Origin of the sequence: Amycolatopsis sp. lyj-112 (assembly GCF_046549055.1) — a bacterium.
Classification (GTDB): domain Bacteria; phylum Actinomycetota; class Actinomycetes; order Mycobacteriales; family Pseudonocardiaceae; genus Amycolatopsis.
In genome coordinates this window covers 140,065-163,631 of the sequence record NZ_JAJPWS010000012.1, presented here as the reverse complement: position 1 = coordinate 163,631, position 23,567 = coordinate 140,065, and the positions used below count along the sequence as shown (strand labels likewise).

At 68.2% G+C, this 23,567-nt stretch carries 24 protein-coding genes and 1 pseudogene; 17 read left to right on the top strand and 8 right to left on the bottom strand.

Annotated elements, in window-relative coordinates; translation table 11 throughout:
• Nucleotides 1–92: 92 nt before the first annotated feature.
• Nucleotides 93–269: a hypothetical protein gene (locus tag ACLJRL_RS31950; RefSeq protein ID WP_410660048.1), complete on the top strand. Its 177-nt coding sequence runs from the start codon at nucleotides 93–95 to the stop codon at nucleotides 267–269.
• On the opposite strand, the gene ACLJRL_RS31945 is transcribed toward ACLJRL_RS31950, so the two are convergent.
• Nucleotides 216–1,157 (bottom strand): MBL fold metallo-hydrolase, encoded by a 942-nt coding sequence (locus ACLJRL_RS31945; RefSeq protein ID WP_410660047.1) that lies wholly within the window; start codon nucleotides 1,155–1,157, stop codon nucleotides 216–218. The two genes, ACLJRL_RS31950 and ACLJRL_RS31945, sit on opposite strands and share 54 nt — an antisense overlap.
• 81 nt (nucleotides 1,158–1,238) lie before the next feature.
• Between ACLJRL_RS31945 and ACLJRL_RS31940 the strand changes: the two genes are divergently transcribed.
• A complete protein-coding gene (locus ACLJRL_RS31940; protein WP_410660046.1) occupies nucleotides 1,239–2,099 on the top strand; it encodes a LysR substrate-binding domain-containing protein in 861 nt (286 codons plus the stop codon).
• Nucleotides 2,100–2,150: 51 nt separating this feature from the next.
• Nucleotides 2,151–2,576, top strand: a complete 426-nt coding sequence (locus ACLJRL_RS31935; RefSeq protein ID WP_410660045.1) for a hypothetical protein — start codon at nucleotides 2,151–2,153, stop codon at nucleotides 2,574–2,576.
• 2 nt (nucleotides 2,577–2,578) lie between these two features.
• Here the strand turns inward: ACLJRL_RS31935 and ACLJRL_RS31930 are convergent, their stop codons facing one another.
• Complete coding sequence (locus ACLJRL_RS31930) at nucleotides 2,579–3,484, bottom strand: glutaminase (RefSeq protein WP_410660044.1); 906 nt, start codon at nucleotides 3,482–3,484, stop codon at nucleotides 2,579–2,581.
• Between the two features lie 171 nt (nucleotides 3,485–3,655).
• Between ACLJRL_RS31930 and ACLJRL_RS31925 the strand changes: the two genes are divergently transcribed.
• The 3 genes from ACLJRL_RS31925 to ACLJRL_RS31915 all read left to right on the top strand — a co-directional run bounded on the left by ACLJRL_RS31925 (nucleotide 3,656) and on the right by ACLJRL_RS31915 (nucleotide 5,951).
• Nucleotides 3,656–5,041 carry an amino acid permease gene (locus tag ACLJRL_RS31925; RefSeq protein ID WP_410660043.1) on the top strand — a complete coding sequence of 462 codons (1,386 nt, stop codon included), beginning with the start codon at nucleotides 3,656–3,658 and terminating at the stop codon, nucleotides 5,039–5,041.
• A 42-nt stretch (nucleotides 5,042–5,083) separates the two neighbouring features.
• Nucleotides 5,084–5,452: a winged helix-turn-helix transcriptional regulator gene (locus ACLJRL_RS31920; RefSeq protein WP_410660042.1), complete on the top strand. Its 369-nt coding sequence runs from the start codon at nucleotides 5,084–5,086 to the stop codon at nucleotides 5,450–5,452.
• 94 nt (nucleotides 5,453–5,546) lie between these two features.
• Entirely contained in the window at nucleotides 5,547–5,951 is a 405-nt protein-coding gene (locus ACLJRL_RS31915) for a nuclear transport factor 2 family protein (RefSeq protein WP_410660041.1), read from the top strand.
• A gap of 7 nt (nucleotides 5,952–5,958) precedes the next feature.
• On the opposite strand, the pseudogene ACLJRL_RS31910 reads toward ACLJRL_RS31915, so the two are convergent.
• The 4 genes and pseudogenes from ACLJRL_RS31910 to ACLJRL_RS31895 form a co-directional block, all read right to left on the bottom strand.
• Nucleotides 5,959–7,390, bottom strand: a pseudogene (locus ACLJRL_RS31910) (APC family permease).
• A 96-nt stretch (nucleotides 7,391–7,486) separates the two neighbouring features.
• Complete coding sequence (locus tag ACLJRL_RS31905) at nucleotides 7,487–8,569, bottom strand: MAB_1171c family putative transporter (RefSeq protein WP_410660040.1); 1,083 nt, start codon at nucleotides 8,567–8,569, stop codon at nucleotides 7,487–7,489.
• The gene (locus ACLJRL_RS31900) at nucleotides 8,566–9,048 is read right to left on the bottom strand and encodes a hypothetical protein (protein WP_410660039.1); all 483 of its coding nucleotides are present in this window, start codon (nucleotides 9,046–9,048) and stop codon (nucleotides 8,566–8,568) included. The genes ACLJRL_RS31905 and ACLJRL_RS31900 overlap by 4 nt, the downstream gene beginning before the upstream one ends.
• Before the next feature lie 2 nt (nucleotides 9,049–9,050).
• Entirely contained in the window at nucleotides 9,051–9,473 is a 423-nt protein-coding gene (locus ACLJRL_RS31895; protein WP_410660038.1) for an XRE family transcriptional regulator, read from the bottom strand.
• Between the two features lie 157 nt (nucleotides 9,474–9,630).
• Between ACLJRL_RS31895 and ACLJRL_RS31890 the strand changes: the two genes are divergently transcribed.
• Both ACLJRL_RS31890 and ACLJRL_RS31885 read left to right on the top strand, forming a co-directional pair.
• Complete coding sequence (locus tag ACLJRL_RS31890; protein ID WP_410660037.1) at nucleotides 9,631–9,897, top strand: hypothetical protein; 267 nt, start codon at nucleotides 9,631–9,633, stop codon at nucleotides 9,895–9,897.
• Nucleotides 9,898–9,937: 40 nt separating this feature from the next.
• The gene (locus tag ACLJRL_RS31885) at nucleotides 9,938–10,231 is read left to right on the top strand and encodes a hypothetical protein (RefSeq protein ID WP_410660036.1); all 294 of its coding nucleotides are present in this window, start codon (nucleotides 9,938–9,940) and stop codon (nucleotides 10,229–10,231) included.
• A gap of 43 nt (nucleotides 10,232–10,274) precedes the next feature.
• Here ACLJRL_RS31885 and ACLJRL_RS31880 read toward each other — a convergent pair whose 3' ends face one another.
• Together ACLJRL_RS31880 and ACLJRL_RS31875 are read right to left on the bottom strand one after the other, a co-directional pair.
• On the bottom strand, nucleotides 10,275–10,727 hold the full coding sequence (locus ACLJRL_RS31880) for a MoaF C-terminal domain-containing protein (protein ID WP_410660035.1): 453 nt from the start codon (nucleotides 10,725–10,727) through the stop codon (nucleotides 10,275–10,277).
• 99 nt (nucleotides 10,728–10,826) lie between these two features.
• Nucleotides 10,827–11,300, bottom strand: a complete 474-nt coding sequence (locus ACLJRL_RS31875; RefSeq protein ID WP_410660034.1) for a carboxymuconolactone decarboxylase family protein — start codon at nucleotides 11,298–11,300, stop codon at nucleotides 10,827–10,829.
• Nucleotides 11,301–11,528: 228 nt separating this feature from the next.
• Between ACLJRL_RS31875 and ACLJRL_RS31870 the strand changes: the two genes are divergently transcribed.
• From ACLJRL_RS31870 to ACLJRL_RS31830, 9 genes are all read left to right on the top strand, one after another.
• Entirely contained in the window at nucleotides 11,529–12,410 is an 882-nt protein-coding gene (locus ACLJRL_RS31870) for an SIS domain-containing protein (protein WP_410660033.1), read from the top strand.
• 7 nt (nucleotides 12,411–12,417) lie between these two features.
• Nucleotides 12,418–13,308 (top strand): 1-phosphofructokinase family hexose kinase, encoded by an 891-nt coding sequence (locus tag ACLJRL_RS31865; RefSeq protein ID WP_410660032.1) that lies wholly within the window; start codon nucleotides 12,418–12,420, stop codon nucleotides 13,306–13,308.
• Nucleotides 13,309–13,318: 10 nt separating this feature from the next.
• On the top strand, nucleotides 13,319–14,200 hold the full coding sequence (locus ACLJRL_RS31860; RefSeq protein ID WP_410660031.1) for a class II fructose-bisphosphate aldolase: 882 nt from the start codon (nucleotides 13,319–13,321) through the stop codon (nucleotides 14,198–14,200).
• A gap of 81 nt (nucleotides 14,201–14,281) precedes the next feature.
• A complete protein-coding gene (locus ACLJRL_RS31855; protein ID WP_410660030.1) occupies nucleotides 14,282–15,673 on the top strand; it encodes an ABC transporter substrate-binding protein in 1,392 nt (463 codons plus the stop codon).
• A complete protein-coding gene (locus ACLJRL_RS31850) occupies nucleotides 15,673–16,623 on the top strand; it encodes a carbohydrate ABC transporter permease (protein WP_410660029.1) in 951 nt (316 codons plus the stop codon). Before ACLJRL_RS31855 ends, ACLJRL_RS31850 begins: the two co-directional genes overlap by 1 nt.
• Nucleotides 16,624–16,633: 10 nt before the next feature.
• The gene (locus ACLJRL_RS31845) at nucleotides 16,634–17,563 is read left to right on the top strand and encodes a carbohydrate ABC transporter permease (RefSeq protein ID WP_410660028.1); all 930 of its coding nucleotides are present in this window, start codon (nucleotides 16,634–16,636) and stop codon (nucleotides 17,561–17,563) included.
• Nucleotides 17,564–17,569: 6 nt separating this feature from the next.
• Complete coding sequence (locus ACLJRL_RS31840; RefSeq protein WP_410660027.1) at nucleotides 17,570–18,637, top strand: ABC transporter ATP-binding protein; 1,068 nt, start codon at nucleotides 17,570–17,572, stop codon at nucleotides 18,635–18,637.
• The gene (locus ACLJRL_RS31835) at nucleotides 18,634–20,490 is read left to right on the top strand and encodes a DUF5107 domain-containing protein (protein ID WP_410660026.1); all 1,857 of its coding nucleotides are present in this window, start codon (nucleotides 18,634–18,636) and stop codon (nucleotides 20,488–20,490) included. Before ACLJRL_RS31840 ends, ACLJRL_RS31835 begins: the two co-directional genes overlap by 4 nt.
• Complete coding sequence (locus ACLJRL_RS31830; protein ID WP_410660025.1) at nucleotides 20,487–23,504, top strand: endo-alpha-N-acetylgalactosaminidase family protein; 3,018 nt, start codon at nucleotides 20,487–20,489, stop codon at nucleotides 23,502–23,504. The genes ACLJRL_RS31835 and ACLJRL_RS31830 overlap by 4 nt, the downstream gene beginning before the upstream one ends.
• Nucleotides 23,505–23,567: the final 63 nt, after the last annotated feature.

The window sequence follows — 23,567 nt, the reverse complement described above, 5'->3', positions numbered from 1 at the left end:
ACACGTCGCGGATGGTGCTTCGCACTGTTAGCCACCGGGGGACAACCTGCACGCTTTGAGTACCGAATACCGCAGGTTCAGAGGGAGATTCCATGAAAACCGCCGTTTCCGACACCGTGCTCACGCTTTCCGTCGACTCCGGGATCGACGCCACCACGGTCGGACAGGCCGACGTCGACGTTGTCATCGACCGCTTCGACAACTGGAAGAACCAGTCAAGCGGAGCGACCTTCGGATGCTTCACCGGTGCCTGCTGCCTCATGGTCTGAGTGCTCCGCGCAGAAGCAACCGACACCCTTGGTGATCCAGTCCTGGCCCGTCCACTCCGGATGCCGCTCGAGCATCAGCGCCTCGACCTCGGCGGCGATCGTGTCGTCGTCCAGGTCGGAGTCGCGCCGCGCCCAGGTCTCGTCGCGAAGCAGTTCGAGGTACTGGCGGACATCCGCCAGTACCTCGCGGCCGGAGACGCCGCCGTGGCCCGGTACGACGACGTCCGGCTCGGTGGCGGCCAGCCGCCGCAGCACCTCGATCCACCGCAGCCCCGAGACATCGACGTCGTACGGCGGGAACCACGGGAAGATCGAGAACTGGCCGGCCTCGACCAGATCCCCGGTGAACAGCACGCTCGCGTCGAGGACCGTCACCACCTGGTCGCCCTTGCTGTGCGCCCGCCCGGTGGCCTGGAGCCGCACGATCCGGCCGCCGAGATCGAGGTCGTACGTCTCGTCGTAGACCACGTCGGGAGAGACGAGTTCGACGTCCTCCAGTGCTCGCGCGACCGGTGTGCCCAGGCCGCGGAACATCTCGAGGTAGTCCGGTCCCTTGGTGGTCAGGTCCGCCGCCTGAGCGCTGTTGACGAGGTAGGTCGCCTGCCCCGAGAACGCCTGCGCGCCGAACGCGTGCTCGGGGTGGAAGTGCGTCGTGGTCAGGTAAAGCCGCCGCCCCTTGGCGTATTCGGTCGCGAAGGCGAGCACCTTCTCGGCGTTGCGCGGGCCCAGGCCGGTGTCCACGACCAGGACGGACTGCGTGCCGCCGATGACGCCGATGTTGGGCACGAGATCGACCCCGCGATCGGGGATCACCACCAGGTCGCGGGCGAGTTCCCGGGCCTGGCCGGTCTCGACGGCGGGCTCGTGGGTGAGAGGTTCGAAGGGCATGATCCCAAGGTCCCTCGGCGCCCGGGCGGTGTCCAAGACCGATCCCGCACCCTGGATACCTTCTAGGTATCATCACTGGTGATGGAACTGCGTCTGCTTCGCTACTTCGTGGCCGTCGCCGAAGAACGGCATTTCGGCCGGGCCGCCGCGCGGCTGCACATGACGCAGCCTCCGCTGAGCCGGGCCATCAAGCACCTGGAAGGCGACCTGGGCGTCGTGCTGCTACTTCGGTCGGCGGCCGGTGTCGAACTCACGGCCGCCGGAACCTCGCTGTACGCCGAGGCGCGCACCCTGCTGGACCAGGCCGAGCAGGCCCGCGCCCGCGTGACGTCGGCGGCAGGCGCCGCGACACTCACCATCGGCACGCTCGCCGACGGCGCGGGAGAGGCGGGCACCCGGCTGGCCGAAGCGTTCCGTCGTCGTCATCCCGAGGTGTCGATCCGCTTCCGCGAGGCGGATTTCACCGATCCCACCACCGGCTTGCGCACCGGCCTGGTCGATGTCGCGCTCACGCGGTCACCCTTCGACGAAACCGGCATCAGCCTGCGCACGCTGCGTTCCGACCAGGTCGGGGTCGTCCTGCGGTCCGGTGACCCGCTCGACGGCCGCGGCCCGCTCCGGCTGGCCGACCTCGACGGCCGGCCCTGGTTCCAGCTGCCGGACGGGACGGACGCGCTCTGGCGCGAGTACTGGAACGGGGCGACCCCGGTCGGGGAGCGGAAGGCGGGCCCCGTGGTGCGCACCGTCAGCGAATGCCTGCAGGCCGTACTCTGGAACGGAATGGTCGGCATCGCTCCGCTCGGGCACGCCCTGCCCGACGGGCTGACGTGGGCGCCCCTGACCGACATGCCGCCGAGCCCGCTCGTGGTCGCCTGGATGACCGAGCAGGAGAGCCCGCTGATCCGCTCGTTCGCCTGGATCGCCGTCGAAAGCCACCGCTAGCCCGCACTACGACGGTGTGTAGAAGGATCGTTTCCGGGGAATCAAACGGCTATGCCGGACTCACCCGAATCGACCGACGGACCCGACGACGCGACCGTCGACGCCGTCGGGAAACTGGTCGCCGCCCTCGAAACGATCGAGCAGGCGCGAGGTCATCTGTACGCCTTCCATCACCTCACCGGCAGCGCCGATTTCGCGCTGGACGAGGCGGCCGAGGAGCTCCGGAAGGCCGGGCATCCGGCCTGGGCGGAGCGGATCCAGACCGAACTGGTCGGGCTCAACGTGCTGCCCGATCACTGGACCTTCCAGATGATCGAAGAGTACGACGACGGCTACTACCGGGCGTTCCAGGATCTGACGCGGGAGGTCGCGGGTGACCTGACCGGCGGGCGGCGGCATCTGCACGAGGAGCGGATCAAGCGGAGCCGGCGCACGGAAGGGCGGCCCGGACACGAAATGGGTGACCCCAGCACCTGAGCTCAGAAGATCGACCAGCCGGTCAGGGTGGTGAAGCGGTCCAGTGCCGCGACACCCGCGACGGAGTTGCCGCGCGCGTCCAGCCCCGGGCTCCACACGCAGACCGCGCACCGGCCGGGGACGATCGCGACGATGCCGCCGCCGACGCCGCTCTTGCCGGGAAGACCGACGCGGTAGGCGAATTCGCCCGCCGCGTCGTAGGTGCCGCAGGTCAGCATCACCGCGTTGACGCGTTTGGCCGCGCTTTGCCCGAGCAGTCTGCTGCCGTCGTTGCGGAGGCCGTGCCGCGCCAGGAACACCGCCGAGCGTGCGACGTCGTGGCAGCTCATCGCGATCGAGCACTGGCGCACGTACTGGTCGAGGACCGCGGGCACGGGGTTGCGCATGTTCCGGTAGGACGCCATGAAATACGCGAGCGCGCGATTGCGGTCCGCGTGCTCGGCCTCCGACGCGGCGACCTCGCTGTCGACGTCGATCTCCGGGTGGCCGCTTTCCTTGCGCAGGAACCGAAGCAGTGCCTCCGTCGCGTCGCCGTGGTGGGCCAGTTCGTCGGTGACCACCAGCGCGCCCGCGTTGATGAAGGGATTACGCGGGATGCCGTCCTCGTGTTCCAGCTGTACCAGCGAATTGAACGGGTCACCGGACGGTTCGCGGCCCACCCGTGTCCAGACGCCGTCGTCGTGCGCGAGCACCAGCGCGAGGGTGAAGACCTTCGACATGCTCTGGATCGAAAACGGCCTCCGCCAGTCTCCGACGCCGTGCACCGAACCGTCCACTTCGGCTATCGCCATGCCGAACTGCCGCGGCTCGACCCTGGCCAAGGCGGGGATGTAGTCCGCGACGGCGCCGCGGCCGATCTCCGGCGCGACGTCGTCGGCGATCCGGTCCAGCAGCGCTGCGAGGTCCACAGGCCGTAGCGTAGGAGGCCGTCCTCGCGCGCGACGGTCGGGGTTCGCCGGTGAAGTTGTCAAATCGAATCAGGAAATACCGGGTAAACCGGCTGGGTGATGTCACGCACACCTTAAGTCTTCCTTAGCCTTGTTGGTGACGTGCCGCACACGCTCTAGCGTCTGGCAACCATGGATTCCTCGCTGGTCACCGAAAAAGGTGAAAGCTACTCAAAAGCACTGGGCAACCGCCAGGTGCAGATGATCGCGATCGGCGGCGCCATCGGCGTCGGGCTGTTCCTCGGCGCAGGTGGCAAACTCCACCAGGTCGGGCCGTCGCTGGTCCTGTCCTACGCGCTTTGCGGTATCGCGGCCTATTTCGTGATGCGCGCCCTCGGTGAACTCGTGCTGCACGAGCCGACTTCCGGCAGTTTCGTCACCTATGCCCGCAAGTTCATCGGGCCGTGGGCCGGTTTCGCCTCCGGCTGGATGTACTGGGTGAACTGGGCGATGACCGGTATCGCGGAGATCACCGCGGTGGCGATCTACGTGCACAAATGGCTGCCCGACGTTCCACAGTGGATCAGCGCGCTGGTCGCGCTCGGCGTGCTGATCGCGGTGAACCTGCTTTCGGTGAAGCTGTTCGGCGAGCTGGAGTTCTGGTTCTCGGTGGTCAAGGTGCTGGCCATCGTGGTCTTCTTGGTCACCGCGGCCGGTCTGGTGCTCACCAGCGCCGACATCGGCGGAACCGAGGCGGGCGTGCACAACCTGACCGCCCACAATGGATTCTTCCCGGCCGGGATCGGCATCGCCCTGATGACGCTGCAGGCGGTCATCTTCGCCTACTCCGCGATCGAGGTCGTCGGAATCGCGGCGGGCGAGACCAAGGACGCCCGCAAGGTGCTGCCGAAGGCGATCAACGGCGTCGTCTGGCGGATCGGCGTGTTCTACGTCGGATCCGTGCTGATGCTGGCGATGCTGCTGCCTTGGCCGTTCTACAACGGCGAGGAAAGCCCGTTCGTCACCGTGTTCACCCGCCTCGGGATCCCGGGGATCGGTGACGTGATGAACGCGGTCGTCCTCACCGCCGCGCTGTCGAGCTGCAACTCCGGGCTCTACTCGACCGGCCGCATCCTGCGTGCGCTGGCCGACAAGGGCGAAGCGCCGAAGTTCGTCGGCAAGATGAGCAGCCGGCACGTGCCCTACGGCGGCATCCTGTTCACCTCGGCCGCCTACGTCTTGGGCGTGGTGCTCAATTACCTGGTGCCGAAGGACGCCTTCGACATCGCCATCGCGATCGCTTCGCTCGGCGTGATCACGACCTGGGCGACGCTGATCTTCTGCCAGATGCGGCTGCGTCAGGCCGCCTTGCGCGGCGAACTGGAGCGGCCGTCGTACCGGATGCCGTGGGCGCCCTACAGCGGATGGGCGACGTTGGGCTTCCTCGCGCTGGTGGTCGTGCTGATGGCCTTCTCCGACGGCGCGGAAAAGCTCGCCTTCTACTCGATCCCGGTGCTGGCCCTCGTGCTCGCGGTGGGCTGGCGCTACGTCGGGAAACGGCAGATCTCCTCGCGGTAGGCTCCCCATCCGCTTGTCACTCACCAGGACCGGGTAGGGGCCATGACGCAGTCACCGGAGTGGAACCTGCTCAGCCGGACCTGCCCGTCCCGCACCTCGCTCGCCCGGATCGCCAACAAATGGACGGCGATGGTGGTGATCGCACTCGGTGCGGGCAGGCTCCGCTTCGGTGATCTGCGCACCACTGTGGACGGAATCAGCGGCAAGGTGCTCACGGAAACGCTGCGAGACCTGGAACGTGACGGACTGATCCGGCGGCAGGCGTTCGCCGAGATCCCGCCCAGGGTCGAATACGAACTGACCCCGCTCGGGCAGACGCTCCACGCGCCGCTGCAGGCACTGGGTGCGTGGGCGCTGGAGCACACCGCCGAGGTCCTCGTCGCGCGCGAGAGCTACGACTCCGATCAGTGACCCCGGCCACAGTCCGGCATTGGTTACGTTGAGGTAATCGGCCCCGGATCGTCACCATCGACGGCGACGAGAAACTCCGGAAAGGAACCGTTCGATGGCCGATTCACCCGCTCCGCTCGCTGTGGTCCGCAAGTACTTCGATGCTTTGGCCGCCAAGGACTTCGCCACAGTCTCCGCGACCTTCGCCGACGACATCGTGTGGCACCAGCCCGGGACCAACCGGTTCTCCGGGACCCACCACGGTGCCGACGCCGTCGGCGCGCTGATCGGCGGCATGATGACCGTCAGCGCGGGGACGTTCGCCCTCGCGCTGACGGGCGAGCCCCTGGCGAACGGCGCGCTCGTCGCGGTTCCGGTCCGGTTCAGCGGTGATCGCGACGGCGCGAAACTGGAGCAGGACGGGATCGACCTGCTGCGGATCGAGGGGGACCGGGTCGCCGAGGTCTGGCTGTTCTCGTCGGACCCGGCGTCCGAAGACGCCTTCTGGGGCACGGTCTGAGCGTGGCTCAGCGCGGATCGCGTTCCAGGTCGCTTTCCAGCGCCCCGTAGACCTCCGGCCGGAACCTGCGCAGCCAGCCGGCGACCAGCAGCCCGGCCACCGCGACGACCAGCAGCAGCCACGGCAGGAGCGGGACGACGCCGTTGCTCGACCCGGCGAGCGTGGAGAAGTTGAGGATCGCCAGTGTCACGATGACGCCGAGGCCCACCGCTCCCAGCCCGGGCGCGATCAGCGTCCGCACGATCCGGTGGTCGCGGGTCCGGCGGAAATGGACCAGGATCGCCACCGCCGCGAACAGTTGCAGGGTGAGGATTCCGAGGGTGCCGAAGCCGGTCATGCTCGCCGTGAGATCGGCGACCGGGTCGAGGCCGGCGAGCCAGAACACCAGCGTCACCAAGGATCCGAAGGCCAGTTGGACGAGCGAGGCGTAGTGCGGCGCGCCGTTGCGCGGGTGGGTCCGGCCCAGCAGGCGCGGCAGCACGCCGACCCGCCCCAGCGCGTACAGGTAGCGGGTGGCCGAGTTGTGCAGCGCCAGCAGCGCCGCGAACAGGCTGACCACCAGGAGCAGCAGCATCACCTTGGTCAGGAAGCCGCCGAGGTACTCCTGGGCGACCGACTGCACCAGATCCCCTGTCGACAGATGCGCGGCGGCGACGTCCTGCGCCTGCTCGGCGCCGATCGCGCTGACCACGGCCCACGTGGTGAACGCGGCGAACACCCCGATGAAGCCGATGGCGATATAGGTCGCGCGGGGAATCGTCCGCTTGGGATCCTTCGCCTCTTCACCGAACAACGCCGTTGCTTCGAACCCGATGAAAGCGTTGGCGGCGAACAGCAACGCGAGCCCGCTCGCGCCTTGGAACAGCACGGACGGGCTGAACGCGGCGAAGGAGAAGCCGTGCCGGAACAGCACGCTGAAGTCCATGATCAGTAGGATCGACACCTCGAGGATCAGGGAGACCCCCAGGATCTTCGCGCTGACGGCGATTCCCCGGCGACTGAGCAGGACGACCAGCACGACCGAAAGCGCGCTCCAGAAGATCCAATCGAGGTCGAGCCCCGAACACCTCGTTGATCGCGGTGGAGGTGAAGAACCCGCTCGTGCCGATGGCGCCCGCCACGAAACAGTTGTAGCCGAGCATCGCGACGAAACCGGCGACCAGGCCGGGAGTCCGGCCGAGACCCTTGACCACGAAGGCGTAGAAGCCGCCCGCGCTGGTGAGCACTTTCGACATCTGCGCGTAGCCGACCGCGAACAGCAGCAGGACGACGGTGGCCAGCAGGAAGGCCGCGACCATGCCGCCGCCGTTGCCGACCGCGATGCCGATCGCCGCGATCACGACCATGCCGGTCAGCGGCGCGACGGCGGCGAGCACGAGGAAGACGATGCCGGGTACGCCGAGAACGTTCTTGGCGAGTGACGTGTCGTCCTTGCTCATGGGCGCTCCTCTTCTCCGCTGGACGGCCAGTATGGGAGCCCCACGGGCCATGGGCTTTGCCTTTGCGCGCTCACCGGTTGTTCGTCAATGACCGGCTCAGCGGCCGACGTCCGCCACCGCGCGTTCCCGCACCTCCCGCACGACGAGCGAGTGTGTGAACGCGGACGACACAGCGCCCAGCCAGGCGCTTTCCTCCCGCATGCTGGGGGGTGCCTCGTCCGGTCCGGCCTGGGGGTGTGGCCAGCTCCGGCCGGCCTCGCGCATCACCAGCGCCGCCGCGAGTTCGGCGGCGGCGCGAGTGGGTTCGTCGACCGGGGTGCGCAGCCAGTCCCCGAGGTGCGGCGGGACATGTGCCCGCAACGCCAGGAGGCCGTCACGGATCTCGATCACCCTGCGGTACAAAGTGAACTCCATGTCGTGGCGTACGGGCAGGGCGATCTGCGGGTGGGCGGCGACGAGTTCCTTCCACAGCGGTGTCACCGCCCGGATCCCTTGCCACGCGCGCACCAGCCGGAGAGCGCCGTCCCAGGTGGTGAACAGTCCGCCGAGGACCCACAGCACCATCGCGCAGAGTCCGGCAAGGCGGGCGTGGGGCAGGAAGTCCAGGTCGGCGAGGTCGGTGATCTCCAGCCACAGCGAGGGAAGCCCGGAGAACAGCACCCACCCGATGGTCATGACGGCGGCGCAGACGAGGATCCGCAGACCTGTCCGGAACGTCCCTCGTGGACGGCCCGCGGCGCTGCGGGCCAGCGTGCAGGTGAACATCACCAGGCACGTGACCCCGTACGTCACGAGGACCGCCTGATAGACCACGACGCTCAACCGTCCTTGGAACCCGGATGTGCCCACCTCGGACCGATGTGGGGCGAAGTCCAGGTAGCACAGGACCATCAGAGCCCAGCACAGCACGATCGGCCAGAACGCCGTCCGCTTCTCCGGGGACCGGGCGCTGCGGGCCAGTTGCACCAGCGCGCGCATCGCGAGCAGTTGCAGCGCGTTGGTGACCAGCCGCGGGTGCAGGTCGTCGCCGAGTAACCGGACCGTGGGCTCGGCCGAGACGGCGAGGCCGGCCGCCATGCTGAGGAAGAACGTGGCCAGGTATTTCGGCCCGGCGCGAACCGTCATCAGCCGGATGAGGCCGATCAACGCCAGCAGCGCGGCGGACAGGTAACTGATCACGAGCCGAGGGCGTGGCGCAGCCGATCGGATCCGGGCCCGGTGCCCACGGCACGGCGCATGAGCAACGACGCGACGAGTTCGGCCTCCTTCTCCTGCTCCCGCGCGTACGTCGTGCGGCCGAGGACCCGGCGGACCAGGTCCACCGACAGGGTGGGCGTGACCATCGCGGCCATCGTCTCCGGCAGCATCTCGCCTTCGACGTGCCCGCACAGCAGATGACCGAGTTCGTGCAGCAGGATGTGCAGCTGGTGCAACGGGGACGTGTCCCGCGTGTAGAAGACGTAATCCGCTCGATCGGTGGCCGCGAGCACACCGCACGGCGCTCCCGGCCGCGCGTCGAGGGCCACCAGTTCGATGGGCCGCCCCCGTGCCGCCGCGACCTCGCCGAACAACGTGGTGACCTCGAACGGATCCGGCAGTCGTACGGCGGACGCGATGCGCTCACATCTTCGCCAGAGCGCGCTCTTCCTGCCGAGCATGGCTACTCCCCCCGGTCGCGCATGGACTCGCGCCGCTTGATCGCCTCGACGATGTCGGTCACGGTGCCGAGCCCCTCCTCGGACAACGTCACCGCGCGCAGCGCCAGGTTGCGCACCGCGCTGTTACGCAACGCTCCCAGCAACTCGATCTCTTCGGCAAGAGCCTTTCCTTGTTCGTCGTCGAAGAAATACGCGGGCGGCACCTGGAAGAACGCCGCGAGCGCTTCGAGGTGCCGTTTGGTCGGGTTGTCCCGGCGGCCCGTCCGCAGTTGCCAGAGGTAGGCGGCGGAAAACGACTCGCCGGTGTTCTCCCGGCAGGCCCGCGCCACCTCCTCGTGACTGTGCTGGTCACCGTTGGGCCGCCGAACCACCTGGAAGAGGCGTTCGATCCGGTCGGTGAGCGTCGTCGGCCGTGGTTCGGTCATCGTCACCTCCGTAAGCTGAAATGAATGCCACCCGGTTGCCCGTTCATCTGGGATTGACAACCGTGACGCCGCTCCCTTAACGTTTCACACGTTAGCTGAGATGAATGACTGAGGGGAGTCGGTCAATGCTGGCTGACATCCTGGAGGGGGAGATCTGATGAAGAAGTTGCTGACCGCAGCCGCCCTGGCGGTGGCCGCGGTGACCCTGTCGGCGCCGCCGGCCTTCGCTGTGGAGACCGGGGATTTCCACGCCACCGGCATCGGCCCGTATCCGTCGGACGCCATCACCTCGGCGGAAAAGGTCGCCCGCACCTTCGCGCGCAACACGGGCTGGCTGGACTCGCAGTGTTACCGGCGCGCCGCCGACGTCCGGTCGCATGTGAGCTATTACAGCGCGACCGTCTGGCTCTACTGCCAGCGCTGAGGCCGGCCGCTGTACTCATCGAAACCAGGGAGAGGGAAGCATGACCAGAACGATCGCCCGTAGTGCGGGGGCCGCCGTGGTCCTCGCAGGACTCATGACACTCGCGCCGACGGTGGCGAGCGCCGCGACGAGCGTCCAGGAGACCCGCGCGTTCCTCGGAACGACCGTCGAGAAAACGGCGGCGTCGGCCAAACGGACGGCGTTGCAGCAGGCCTACGACCACGCGGCCGTTTACGGGTACGCGCCCGAGGGGTGCGTGACCATCCACCTCTACTCGGTGAAGATCAGCTTCGTGATGTACCGAGGTGAAGCCGGAATCCACTGCACGAAGTAACTTCGTCGTGAGTGGTAATGACGGTTGGAACCGTCATTACCACTCACGACTCACGTGCGGCGGGGAAGGTCGCCCACCCGTGTGGCCGCTCAAGGATCTCGATCGTGGCCTGATCGACCAGGAAGTATTGCCCGCCGTCTTCACGCGGGTTCGTATAAGCGGCCGTAGCGACCAGGCGGTCGAAATCCGCCATCACCGCGATCGGGAATCCGCCGCCGAAGACCTCGCCGTGCGCGGCCGTCGCGACGGTTCCCATCTCGTACCAGGTCACGAAATACTGCGCCGGACCGGTCGCGAAGACGCGCAACGTCTTTTCCTTTTGCCGGACACCGGCGAAATCGCCGGAAACGCCCGTCCAGATCATCGTCGTCTTGTCCGCGTAGTGCTGCTCCAGCACGTTCCCGGAGCCGTAGTGGAAGTTCGCGCGGAGCCCGACGAGGTCGGTGCTGAGCGGATGGGTCCCGGTCACGGGAAAGAAGCGGACATCGAGTTCCACGGGGTGAACCTCCGGATAGCGGGTTTCCGAAGGTCTACCACCCTGTTGCCGGGCATTCCTTGTCCGCCAAGGAAACCCTTTTGTCGGTGAACGCGGGCTTCAGTCGAATTGGCCCGGCTGGTAGCCGCCCGCCGGGGTCCGCGCGATGACGTTGAGCCGGTTGTACGCGTTGATCGTCGCGACCAGCGCGATCAGCGCGCCGATCTGCTCGTCGTCGTAGTGCTTGCGCACCTGGGCCCAGGTCTCGTCGCCGACGCCGTGGTGGGCGTCGGAGATCCGGGTGCCCTCCTCGGTCAGTGCCAGCGCCGCGCGCTCGGCTTCGGTGAACACATTCGCCTCGCGCCACGCCGCGACCAGGTTGAGCCGCACCGAGGTCTCGCCGGCGTGCGCGGCGTCCTTGCTGTGCATGTCGGTGCAGAATCCGCAGCCGTTGATCTGGCTGGCGCGCAGCTTCACCAGTTCCTGGGTCGAGTGCGGCAGCGACGACTCCTCGATCGGGCGGTTCGCCGCGCCGAGGCGCTTGACGAACTTGCCGATGACCTCGTTCTCGAACAGGTTGAACCGGGCTTCCATGATCTTTCCTTTCCGTCGGTTTCACACACATGACGTGGTGGCGGCGGAGGTTGTGACAGTCCTCGGCGTGACGCCGGTCACGCCCGGCGGTGCCAGGGCCCGTGCCAGCTCTTCGTGCACATCTGAGCGGAACGAATGCGTGAAACTGCACCATCAGAGCATTGACGTTGCAGAAAACTGCACCTAACGTGACAGGTATTGCGCACAACTGGCACGGATGGGGAGTTCATGAGCGGGACCTTCATGGCGGCGGAGATCGCCAGCCAGCCCGGCTGCTGGCGGGACGCGGCCGCGCTGGCCTCGGCGAACAGTGATCTGCTGCCGCCACCGGGCGCGCGCGTCGCGATCGTCGGCTGCGGCACGTCGTGGTTCATCGGCCAGGCGTACGCCGTCCTTCGGGAAACCGCCGGGCTCGGCGAGACCGACGCGTTCGCCGCGTCGGAGTTCCCGGCGGGGCGCGGCTACGACCACGTCATCGCGTTGACCCGGTCGGGGACGACCACCGAGGTCCACGCGCTGCTGGCGAAGCTGCGCGGCAAGACGCCGACCATCGCGATCACCGGCGTGCCGGGCGAGATCGAGGCCGCCGCCGACGTCGTCGTCGACCTGTCCGTCGTGGACGAACGCTCGGTCGTGCAGACCCGGTTCGCCACCACGGCGCTCGCGATGCTGCGCGCGCACCTCGGGGAGGATCTGACCGAGGCCGCCGACCAGGCCGAACGCGTACTCGCCGAACCCTTGCCCGGCGAACTGGTCTCGGCGGAGCAGTTCAGCTTCCTCGGCACCGGCTGGTCGGTGGGTCTAGCGAACGAGGCGGCGCTCAAGTTCCGCGAGGCGTGTCTGCTGTGGACGGAGTCGTACCCGGCGTGGGACTACCGGCACGGCCCGATCAGCATCAGCGAACCCGGCCGGGTCACCTGGATGTTCGGGCAGGCGCCGGACGGGCTGGCCGGCGACGTCGCCCGCGCGGGCGGCCTCTTCGTCGAGACCGGTCTGGATCCGCTCGCCGATCTGGTCCGCGCGCAGCGGGTGGCGGGGGCGATCGCGGCCCGCAAGGGTCTCGACCCGGACAACCCCCGCAGTCTCACCCGTTCCGTCGTGCTGACCTGAGGCTGCCGTGATCGTCACCGTCACGCCGAACACCGCGCTCGACGTCACGTACACAGTGGACGGTCTGCGGCCCGGCGGCGTGCACCGGGCGAGGGACGTGCGGCACCGGGCCGGCGGCAAGGGCGTCAACGTCGCCCGTGTGCTGCACGCGCTGGGCGCCGACGTCCTGGCGATCCTGACGGCCGGTGGCGCGACGGGCGCCGCCGTCTCGGCCGATCTCGCGGCGGCCGGCATCGCCGCGGACGTCGTCCCGGTCGGCGGGGAAACCCGGCGCACCACCACGGTCCTGGCGGACGACGGAACGGTCACGTTGGTGAACGAGCCCGGGCCGCGGCTCGCCGAAGCGGAATGGCAAGCGTTTGCGACGGCCGTCCGGGCCCGGAACGCGGACGTGCTCGTCTGCTCGGGCAGCCTGCCGCCGGGAGCGGGGGACTACGCGGACCTCCTCGGCGGTCGACCCTCCATTTTGGACACTTCAGGACAGGCGCTGCTCGCGGGACTGGCCGGGCGGCCGTCCGTGGTCAAACCGAACGCCGACGAACTGCGCGAGGTCACCGGCCTGCGTGATCCGGAGGCCGCCGCGGCCGAACTGCGGAGAGCCGGGGCGGGAGCGGTCGTCGTGTCCTTGGGCCCGGAAGGGCTGCTCGCGGTCACGGCGTCCGGCACCTGGCACGCGGCACCGTCCACCGTGCTGCGGGGTAACACCACCGGCGCGGGCGACGCCGTCGTCGCGGCGCTCGCTTGGGGTTTGAGCCGCGCCGAGGCGTGGCCCGACATCCTGCGCCGCGCCGTCGCGCTGTCCGGCGCCGCCGTCCTCGGCCCGCTGGCCGGGGACGTCGATCTCGCGCACTACCACCGGGAACAAGGGCTGGTCGCCGTGCGCGCCCGCCGGAGCTAGGAGAATCGTCATGCCTCTGGCAGGAACAGGGGAGATCGTCGGAGCCGCCGCGGCGGCCCGGCACGGCTGCGGCGCGTTCAACGCGATCCAGCTGGAACACATCACCGCGATCGTCGACGGCGCGGCCGCCGCGGAAGCGCCGGTGATCGTGCAGTTGAGTCAGAACGCCGTGAAGTACCACGGCTCACTGGCGCCGGTCGGCACCGCGGCGCTTGCCGCCGCGAGGGCCGCTGGCACACCGGTGGCCGTGCACCTCGACCATGCCGAGTCGCCCGAGTTGGTCCGTGAAGCGGTCGCACTCGGGTTCGGCTCGGTCATGTTCGACGCGTCCAAACTGGACTACTCCGACAATGTTCGCGCGACCAGGGAGGTCGCCGCCTACTGCCACGACCACGGTGTCTGGGTGGAGGCCGAACTCGGCGAGGTCGGCGGCAAGGACGGCGTGCACGCTCCTGGCGCCCGTACCGATCCCGACGAGGCGGCGGAATTCGTCGCGGCCACCGGGGTCGACGCGCTGGCGGTGGCCGTGGGCAGCTCGCATGCCATGCTCACCCGGGACGCCGCCCTGGACTTCGAGCTGATCACGCGGCTACGGGACCGCGTGCCGGTGCCGCTGGTGCTGCACGGCTCCTCCGGCGTGCCCGACGAGGGGCTGGCCGCGGCGGTCCGGGCCGGGATGACGAAGATCAATATCGCCACCCAGCTCAACAAGGTCTTCACCGCGGCCGCCACGGGTGACTGGCGGGCGCATCCGGAGCGGGTGGACCCGCGGAAGTACCTCGGCGCCGGGCGCGCTGCGGTCGCCGTCGAAGTGCGGCGTCTGCTCGGTGTGCTCAAGCTTGAGCGTACTGAACCGGAAAAGATGACGATTGAGCAGACTTTGCGCGATTGAGTGTTGACATGTGCGTGAAACCTCACAAAACTGCGCAATAACAAGCAGAACTTGTGTGATCTTCGATCCTGGTGGTGGCGGATGCGGGTAGGCAAGCTCATGGCATTGACGGCGGGAGCGTCGCTCCTGCTCGCGGGATGCGGCGGCGGCGACGCGGGCGGGGGCACCGGTGAGAACGCACTCCCCGGCGTCGACCAGTTCCTGAACGCGCCCTGTCCGGAGGCGGCGGTGAAGCCCGCCACGGACAAGGAGTTCACGTACTGGTCGATGTGGACGGCCGACGAGCCGCAGGGCAAGGTCCTGCAGAAGGCCTTCAAGTGCTTCCAGGAGAAGACCGGCGTCAAGGTCGACGTGCAGTGGCTGGGCCGTAAGGCCTACACGCAGAACCTGGTGCCCGCGCTGAACACCGACGCCGTGCCGGACCTGTTCGACCAGGACGTCAGCAAGGTCGGCGCGGCGATCATGACCCCGGGTGGCACGCAGAGCGTCGACGACGTGTTCGCGATGAAGGTCGGCGAGGGCGACAAGACCGTCAAGGACGTGCTTTCGCCCAGCTCGTACGACTTCCCGCAGAACAAGGACCGCGAGGGCCACAACTTCATGGTCCCGTACACGATCCAGTCGAGCGCGTGGTGGTTCAACAAGGACACCGCCGGTGACGTCCAGCAGCCCAAGACGATGGACGAGCTGATCGGGCTGTTCGACAAGGCGAAGGCCGACGGCAAGGCCGCGATCAGCCTCGACGGCGACATCCCGTTCTACAACATGTACTTCTACACCCAGCTCGCCGAGCGCTACGTCGGCGCGGGCGGGCTGTACAAGGCGGCGACCGACAAGACCGGTCAGGCGTGGAAGACCGAACCCGGCTTCCTCAAGGCCGCCACCGAAACCGCGAAGCTGCCCCAGCACTTCATCGACGGCTGGGACGCGGCGAAGTTCCCGCAGGTGCAGCAGCGCTGGGCCGACGGCGACTCCCGCTTCCTCTACGTCGGAAGCTGGGCCCCGAGCGAGACCCGCGAGTACCTGGACAAGCAGGGCGCCGGGACGAAGATCAATTACAGCTCCTTCCAGTTCCCGATGCCGTCCGGCGCGACGCACGACACCGTCGAGCAGATGTCGATCGGCTTCTCGGTGACCAAGAAGGCCAAGCACGCCGAGGCCGCCAAGGCGTTCATCGCCTACTTCCTCAACAAGGACCTCCTTTCCGGGATCCCCGCGGTGGCCGACAACCTCGTGCCGCGCGCCGACCTCGCCGTGCCGGACGACCTCAAGCAGGTCAAGGCCGCGCTGGACGACCCGAAGAAGGAGCACGTGCTGCAGTACGACGGGATCGACGGCGTCGCCGGCGGCAAGTGGCAGACCGACGTCTTCGACCCCGCCGACATCGCGCTGCTGAAGGGGCAGATCACCCCCGAGCAGTTCGTGGACCAGCTCGCCACCAAGAGCGCCGAGTTCTGGAAGAACCAGGGCTGATGGCCACGGTCACGACTCCGCCGACACCGCCGCCGCGGGCCTTGAAGACCGGGGCTCACCTGCGCCGCAAGAAACGGCTGTTCTGGCCGTTCGCCGCGCCGGCGCTGGTGCTGTACCTGGCCTTCCTGGTACTGCCGACGATCGCGACCGTGGTGCTGAGCTTCACCAGCTGGGCGGGCGCCGGGGACACGCCGAAACCCAACGGCGTCACCAACTACACGCAGATGGTGGCGAGCGATTCGTTCCAGTACGCCTTCGGCAACACGCTGATCTACGTGTTCCTCGGCGGTATCGGCACGTTCGCGCTGGCGTTCCTGTTCACCATGGTGCTGCGGGACATGCGGGGCGGGAAGATCGTCCGCGCCATCCTGTTCTTCCCCAACATCGTGGCGCCGGTGGCGCTCGGGATGTTCCTCGGCTTCGTTTTCAAGTACCAGCCCGGAAAACAGGGTCTGGCGAACTACGTGCTCGAAGGGCTCGGCGCGGACGCGGCGAAGTTCCTCGCACCGTCCAATGTGACCGGTGTGGTGACGGCTTCGCTGATCTGGGCCAGTTCCGGCTTCTACATCACCATCCTGATGGCCGCGGTCGACCGGATCCCGCCGTATCTCTACGAGGACGCCGAACTGGGCGGTGCGTCGCCGTGGCAGAAGTTCCGCAACATCACGCTGCCGATGACCTGGGACGTCGTCGGCGTCGCTGGTGTCCTGTGGACGATCAACGCGCTCAAGATCTTCGAGCTGGTGTTCGTGCTCGCCGGGCCGGGCACCTACGCCCCGCCCAACGAGGCGTGGACGCTGGGGGTCTACGTGTTCGACCGGACCTTCGGCTCGAACGGCACCCCGGACTTCGGGGCCGCCTGTGCCTGCGCGGTGGCGATGATCGTGCTGGTGTCCGTGCTCGTCGTCCTGCTACGCCGTCTGATGCGCCGTGACGCGATCCAGTTCTGAGGGAGACCCCATGTCCGTCACCGACGTCGAGGCGCCCGCGCGCCCGTCGCCGAAACCGGCGCGCAAGCCACCGCGCAAACCGCGCCCGGCGCCCGGTTCGCGACGGCTGAGCCCGTTGCGGATCCTGGGTTCCACGATCGTCTGGCTGTTCACCGCGGGCAACATCCTGGTGCTGTACTGGCTGCTCACGGCCTCGTTCAAGACGCCGGTGGAGATCTTCACCAAACCGTTCGCCCTGCCGTACCAGTGGTTCCACGTCGGCAAGCCGTTCCGGAACTTCGTCTACGCCTGGAACAACGCCGGTTTCGGCAACGCCGTGCTCACCACGGTGATCCTGGTCGGGTTGGCGACGGTGGCCACGGTCGCCGTCTCGGCACCTTGCGCGTACGCGCTGACCCGGCTCGGGGTCCGCGGTTCCGGGCCGATGACCAACGCCGTCGCGATCGGCATGGGTGTGCCGTTCCAGACCGTGATCATCCCGCTTTTCGTGGTGCTGAGCCGGATCCACCTGGACAACGAGTACGGCCTGTTCGTGCTGTACGTGGCCCTGTCCATCCCGTTCACCGTGTTCCTGATGACCGGCTTCTTCCGGTCGCTGCCGGACGAACTGGAGGAGGCGGCCGCGCTGGACGGCGCCTCGCCGACGCAGACGTTCTTCTCGGTGATGCTGCCGCTGACCCGGGGCGGCATGATCACCGCGCTGACGCTGAACGCCATCGGCCTGTGGAACGAGACGCTGCTGGCGATCGTGTTCCTCAAGGACCAGGCGCACTTCACACTGTCGCGGGCGCTGTTCACCTTCTACGGAGCCGCGAGCTATCAGTCGGAGTACGGCGGGCTGATCGCCGGTGTGGCGATCGTGGTGCTCCCGATGCTCGTGCTCTACCTCGTGCTCGCCCGCCGGATCATCACCGGCATGACGCTCGGCGCCGGAAAGTAGGACCAGATGGCCACCGTGACCTTTTCCGACACCACCCGATTCTACGCCGGGGTGGACCGCCCGGCGGTCGACGGGCTCGACCTCGAGGTCGCCGACGGCGAATTCCTCGTGCTGGTCGGCCCTTCCGGCTGCGGGAAGTCGACCACGCTGCGGATGCTGGCCGGGCTGGAGGGCATCGACGACGGCTCCATCCACATCGGCGACCGCGACGTCACCGAACTGCCGCCGAAGGACCGGGACATCGCGATGGTGTTCCAGAACTACGCGCTCTACCCGCATATGACGGTGGGGGAGAACATCGGCTTCCACCTGAAGCTGGCCAAGATCCCCAAGGCCGAGCGCGAACGCAAGGTGCGCGAGGCCGCGGAGGTCCTCGACCTCACCGAGTACCTGGACCGCAAACCCGCGAAGCTCTCCGGCGGGCAGCGGCAGCGCGTTGCGATGGGCCGGGCGATCGTGCGTGAGCCCAGCGTGTTCCTGATGGACGAGCCACTGTCCAATCTGGACGCCAAACTGCGGGTGCAGACGCGGACCCAGATCGCTTCCCTCCAGCGACGTCTCGGGATCACCACGCTCTACGTCACGCACGACCAGGTCGAGGCGATGACCATGGGCGACCGGGTGGCGGTGCTGAAGGACGGGATCCTGCAGCAGTGCGACACCCCGGTCGGGCTGTTCGCGCGCCCGGTCAACGTGTTCGTCGCCGGGTTCATCGGCTCGCCCGCGATGAACCTGCTGGAGACCACTGTGGACACCGACGGCGCCGTCGTCGGCGGAACGCGGCTGCCCCTGACCCCGGCGCAGCGATCGGCACTGACCGGCCCCGGCATCGTCGTCGGCGTCCGGCCGGAAGGCTGGACGATCGGGGACGGCGGCTTCGAGGCCGTTGTCGAGGTCGTCGAGGAACTGGGCAGCGATCAGTACCTTTACTGCCGGGATTCCGACCGCGTGCTGACGGTGCGCACCCCGGGTATGGCTCCGTGGCAGCGCGGTGAGGCGATCTCCCTGGCACCGCGACCGGGCGCGGTGCACCTGTTCGACGCCGCCACCGGCGACCGGCTCCCGGAAGCATGACCCGCCTGTACCGCACCGGGCTGGTGCTGCCGGCCGCAGACCTGGGGCCGGAGAACCCGCTGCCGCCGCTGCGGAAACCCGAAGCGGTGGCGAAGGTGTCCAATGTGGACGAATTGCCGCCGGACCTGGCGGCCGGGATCGGCTACGGGCGCTTGGACACCACACTGCCTTGCCTGCTGCAGGACGGGTACACCCGCGAGCGCACCGAACGGGAGTTGCCCGCGCTGGTCCTGGAGAACGACCGGCTGCGCGCCACCGTGCTGCCGTCGCTGGGCGGACGGCTGTACTCGCTGTTCCACAAACCGTCGGGCCGCGAACTGCTCTATCGCAACCCGGTGTTCCAGCCCGCGAACCTCGCGCTGCGAGACGCCTGGTTCGCCGGCGGTGTCGAGTGGAACCTCGGCAGCACCGGGCATACGACCCTGACCTGCGCCCCGATGTTCGCCGCCGAGATCGAGGGGCCCGACGGGACGCCGGTGCTGCGGCTGTGGGAATGGGAACGCACCCGCGACCTGCCCTACCAGCTCGACTTCTGGCTGCCCGACGAGTCGGATCACCTGCTCGTCGCGGTGCGGCTGCGCAACCCGCATCCCTACGACGTCCCGGTGTACTGGTGGTCGAACATCGCCGTGCCGCAGCAGGCCGAGACCCGAGTGCTGGCACCCGCGTCCCAGGCGTGGCACTACGGCTACTCGGGGCGGCTGGACCTGGTCGACGTGCCGGGCGAGCTCACCTATCCGGCGCGGGCGGACGCCGCGGCCGACTATTTCTTCGAAGTGGAGGGCAGGCCCTGGATCGCCGCCGTCGACGGTGACGGCACGGGTCTGGCCCAGCTTTCCACAGGCCGCCTGCGCGGGCGGAAACTGTTCCTGTGGGGCGAATCCGAGGGCGGACGGCGCTGGCAGGACTGGCTGGCCCCCGGTGAGGGCGGCTATCTGGAGATCCAGGCGGGCCTGGCGCGCACTCAGCTCGAACACCTGCGGCTTCCGGCGGGGGAGAGCTGGGACTGGCTGGAGGCCTATGGCCCGGTCGCCGCGGACCCCGCCCTGGTACACGGGGACGACTGGAGCGCGGCGCGCGAGGCGGTGGCCGCGGAGTTGCCGTCGGCGGAGAAACTGGACGAATACCACACCGGGTGGCGGAAGATCGCCGACGTCACGCCGGAATCCTTCCTGGCCACCGGCTCCGGCTGGGGTGCGCTGGAGAACCGGCGGGCGCCGATGTGCCTGCCCGGCACCCCGTTCCCGGACGACTCGCTCGGGCCGGAGCAGGAGCCGTGGCTCGCGTTCCTCACCGGCACGCCGCCCGAAGGTGACCCGCTCGCCGTGCCTCCGCCGACGCTGGTGAACCGGTACTGGGCGGACTTGATGGAGTACGCCCCGGCGAACTGGCTGACCTGGTATCACCGCGGCGTCGGCCACTGGGCGGCCGGACGTCAGTCGGACGCGGTCCGCGCCTGGCGCGAGTCCGTCTCCGCCGCCGAGAACCCTTGGGCCTTGCGGAATCTCGCGGTCGCCACGTCAGGACACGAGGCCGCCTGGCTGTACCGGAGCGCCGTCGCGCTCGCGCCGTCACTGAGACCGCTGCTGATCGAGGCCGTCGCCGCGCAACTCGCCGCCGGACTTCCCGACGAGGCGGCGAAACTGCTCGATGGACTGCCCCGGGAAGGCAGGATCGCGCTGCTGGCCGCCCGGACGCACTGGGCCCAAGGCGATATCGACGGCGCCAGAGCCCTGTTCGACGCCGGGTTCGAGGTGGCGAACATCCGCGAGGGTGAAACGTCCCTTTCGGACACCTGGGCGGCGATTTCCCCTGAGCCACTGCCGCAACAGTACGACTTCCGCATGAAGTGACCGACCGCATCACGATCGGAGTGTTCATGGTCCGGCTCGCCCTGGTCCCCGTCCTGCTCGCTGGTCTCCTCGTGTCACCGGAGGTGGCGGACGCGCAGGGAAGACTCGTCACCTTGCGCTCCGGCGCGTTGACGGTGACGGCGGACTCGGTGTTTCCGCGCGTCGTCGGCTATTCCGACAACCGCAGGGGAGCGAAGATCGACGGCAACACCGACTCGCTCAGCCAGGTCGTGCTCAATGGCACCGCCCATACCCCGGAGGTCACGAGCCGTCGCTCGGGCGACCGCGTCGACTACCGGCTGACCTTCCCGTCCTACGGCGGGATCCGGATCGACGCCACGATCCGGCTGCGCGACCGCACGACCGAGTTCGCCGTCACGAAGATCGCCGACACCGCGGCGAATCCGGTGAAGTCACTGTCCATTCCGGACCACAACCTGGTCTCGGTCCGCAGCGATCAGCCCGGCTCGGCGTTGTCCACCGCGAAGATGCACAACGCGACCACCGGCACGGGCGACACCTTCACCCCGGTCACCGCCGCGACGCCCGTCGACACCGCCGCGCGGGGCGCGATGTACGGCATCGTCAACACCGGCGGTCTCGCCGCCGCGATCGAGACGAACTCCACCTACGACAAGCCGTCCGGTGCCACCGCGAAGGACAACGGCCGGATCCGCGCGCAGGTGACCGGCAAGGACGGCGTCAAACGCGCCGGCCTGTGGAGCGGGGACTGGACCTATCGCGCGGACGGAGCGAAGCCCGCGGACACCGATCCCTTGCCGTACGCCAAGATCGTCGTCACCGGAGATCGGAACGCCGACCGCGTGGTGGACTGGCAGGACGGCGCGATCGCCTTCCGCGACATCATGGTGAACCCGAAGGGCTGGGAACAGGTCGCGCGGCGGCCGGTCATGCGGATCCCGTTCAACTTCGCCTCCAACGCCGAGCACCCGTTCCTGCAGACACTCGACGAGACCAAACGCGTCGCGCTCAACACCGATGGCCTCGGCCAGTTCGTGCTGCTCAAGGGGTACGGCTCGGAAGGCCACGATTCGGCCCACCCGGATTACGGCGGTATCGGCAAGCGACAGGGCGGGGCCGGCGACCTCAATCGCCTGATCGACGCGGCACACCGCTACAACGCCGACATCGGCGTGCACATCCAGGACACCGAGCAGTACCCGGTCTCACCCGCTTTCGACCCGGCGATCGCGACCGATGTGCGGAAGGACCTCGGCTGGGACTGGCTCGACCAGAGCTACCACATCGACTACCGCCTCGACGGCCAGAGCGGAAAACGCCTGGCGCGCCTGGCAGAACTCAAGCGGAAGGCGCCGAACCTGGAGTTCCTCTACGTCGACGTCTGGTACGGCGACGGTCAGGTGTCGGAGAAGTTCGCCCGGGAGATGAACGACCTCGGGTACGCGGTTTCCACCGAGTTCCCGGACAAGTTCGAACGCCAGAACACCTGGAGCCACTGGGCGAACGACGTCGGCTATGGCGGCAGCGACTACAAGGGCATCAACAGCACGATCGTCCGGTTCATCCGCAACCACCAGAAGGACGACTGGATCGCGGGCGACCCGCTGCTGGGCGGCGGCGAACTGGCCGCGTACGAAGGCTGGGTCGGCGGTTCCGGCTACCCGCATTTCCTCAAGCAGACCTTCGGGGTCGACGTGCCGACGAAGTACCTGCAGGGCTTCCAGATCCAGAAGTGGGCACCGGACACGATCCGCCTCGCCGACGGTGTCAGCGTCTCGAAGGCGTCCGGCAAACGGCAGATCACCAAGGACGGCCACCTCGTGCTCGACGGCGGCAACTACCTCCTGCCGTGGGACCAGCAGGCGGAAAGCAAGCTGTACCACTGGAACGCCACGGGCGGCAGCACGACGTGGACCCTGCCGTCGTCCTGGGGGCCGAGGCCCCAGGCGAAGCTGTACCGGCTCACCGACACCGGTCGTCAGTTCGTCTCCGACCTGAAGGTGACCGATCGCAAGGTCACCATCGCTGCCGATGCGAACACCCCGTACGTCGTCTACCCGGCCGACCCCGGCCCGAACGCCGAGCAGAACTGGGGCGAGGGCACGGGACTGAAGGATCCGTCGTTCTACTCCGCGAAACTCGACGCCTGGAAGGTGACCGGCAGCGCGTCGGTGCCTCAGGACGCGGCGGGCCGGCGTCGGCTGGAGTTCGGGTCCGGCACCGGGTCGGCGTCGCAGCAGGTCACCGGCCTGACCGCGGGGACCTACACGGCGTCGGTCAACGTCGAGGTCACCGGTCAGCGCAAGGCGAGTCTCGACGTGACACCGCCGGGCGGAACGACGGTGACGGAATGGACGGACGTTTCGACGGTGAAGAACTACGTCCGCGCCAGTGAATACGCGGGGACGAACACCCAGCGGATGAAGGTCACGTTCACCGTCCCACCGGGACAGACGAGCGCGACCCTCGGGCTGCGCGCCGATACCGGTGACACCACGGTGGCCTTCGACGACGTCCGGGTGGTGCGCACCGGGGAGAAGCCCGGCGGGCACTACTTCGCCGAGGACTTCGAGAACGTCGACACGGGCTGGGGTCCGTTCGTCTACGGCGGCAACGCCGGCGCGGCGGAAGAGCCCCGCACGCATATCGCGCAGAAGAACGCGCCCTACACCCAGCGCGGCTGGAACGGGAAACTCGTCGACGACGTGTTGTCGGGTAACGAATCCCTGAAATCCCACGAGGAGAACCCAGGGCTGCTCTACCGGACGATCCCGCAGACGCTGCGGTTCGAGCCAGGGCACCGGTATCGCGTGTCGTTCACCTACGAGGCATCCAAGACAGGTGACTACGCGTTCGTGACCGGTGCGGGGACGAACACGACGCTCGCCGAGGCGCATACCCCGACGACGTTCACCGCGACCGTGGAGGGCACCGACTGGATCGGCATTTCGAAACTGACGCCGGCGACCCAAGAGCAGGACCGCGACCTGATCCTCGACGACTTGATCGTCGACGATCTCGGGCCTCGGTGACCGGCGTGCCGCTCGCGGCGGACAACCGCGATGCAGCATACTGCTCGAAACAGTGGCCAATAG

Coding starts and splice junctions, on each gene's coding strand:
- ACLJRL_RS31915 (WP_410660041.1), top strand. CDS start 5,547: ATGGCCGATTCACCCGCTCCGCTCGCTGTGGTCCGCAAGTACTTCGAT.
- ACLJRL_RS31850 (WP_410660029.1), top strand. CDS start 15,673: ATGGCCACGGTCACGACTCCGCCGACACCGCCGCCGCGGGCCTTGAAG.
- ACLJRL_RS31940 (WP_410660046.1), top strand. CDS start 1,239: ATGGAACTGCGTCTGCTTCGCTACTTCGTGGCCGTCGCCGAAGAACGG.
- ACLJRL_RS31925 (WP_410660043.1), top strand. CDS start 3,656: ATGGATTCCTCGCTGGTCACCGAAAAAGGTGAAAGCTACTCAAAAGCA.
- ACLJRL_RS31920 (WP_410660042.1), top strand. CDS start 5,084: ATGACGCAGTCACCGGAGTGGAACCTGCTCAGCCGGACCTGCCCGTCC.
- ACLJRL_RS31875 (WP_410660034.1), bottom strand. CDS start 11,300: ATGGAAGCCCGGTTCAACCTGTTCGAGAACGAGGTCATCGGCAAGTTC.
- ACLJRL_RS31845 (WP_410660028.1), top strand. CDS start 16,634: ATGTCCGTCACCGACGTCGAGGCGCCCGCGCGCCCGTCGCCGAAACCG.
- ACLJRL_RS31945 (WP_410660047.1), bottom strand. CDS start 1,157: ATGCCCTTCGAACCTCTCACCCACGAGCCCGCCGTCGAGACCGGCCAG.
- ACLJRL_RS31895 (WP_410660038.1), bottom strand. CDS start 9,473: ATGACCGAACCACGGCCGACGACGCTCACCGACCGGATCGAACGCCTC.
- ACLJRL_RS31890 (WP_410660037.1), top strand. CDS start 9,631: ATGAAGAAGTTGCTGACCGCAGCCGCCCTGGCGGTGGCCGCGGTGACC.
- ACLJRL_RS31900 (WP_410660039.1), bottom strand. CDS start 9,048: ATGCTCGGCAGGAAGAGCGCGCTCTGGCGAAGATGTGAGCGCATCGCG.
- ACLJRL_RS31860 (WP_410660031.1), top strand. CDS start 13,319: ATGCCTCTGGCAGGAACAGGGGAGATCGTCGGAGCCGCCGCGGCGGCC.
- ACLJRL_RS31855 (WP_410660030.1), top strand. CDS start 14,282: ATGCGGGTAGGCAAGCTCATGGCATTGACGGCGGGAGCGTCGCTCCTG.
- ACLJRL_RS31840 (WP_410660027.1), top strand. CDS start 17,570: ATGGCCACCGTGACCTTTTCCGACACCACCCGATTCTACGCCGGGGTG.
- ACLJRL_RS31870 (WP_410660033.1), top strand. CDS start 11,529: ATGAGCGGGACCTTCATGGCGGCGGAGATCGCCAGCCAGCCCGGCTGC.
- ACLJRL_RS31835 (WP_410660026.1), top strand. CDS start 18,634: ATGACCCGCCTGTACCGCACCGGGCTGGTGCTGCCGGCCGCAGACCTG.
- ACLJRL_RS31950 (WP_410660048.1), top strand. CDS start 93: ATGAAAACCGCCGTTTCCGACACCGTGCTCACGCTTTCCGTCGACTCC.
- ACLJRL_RS31935 (WP_410660045.1), top strand. CDS start 2,151: ATGCCGGACTCACCCGAATCGACCGACGGACCCGACGACGCGACCGTC.
- ACLJRL_RS31885 (WP_410660036.1), top strand. CDS start 9,938: ATGACCAGAACGATCGCCCGTAGTGCGGGGGCCGCCGTGGTCCTCGCA.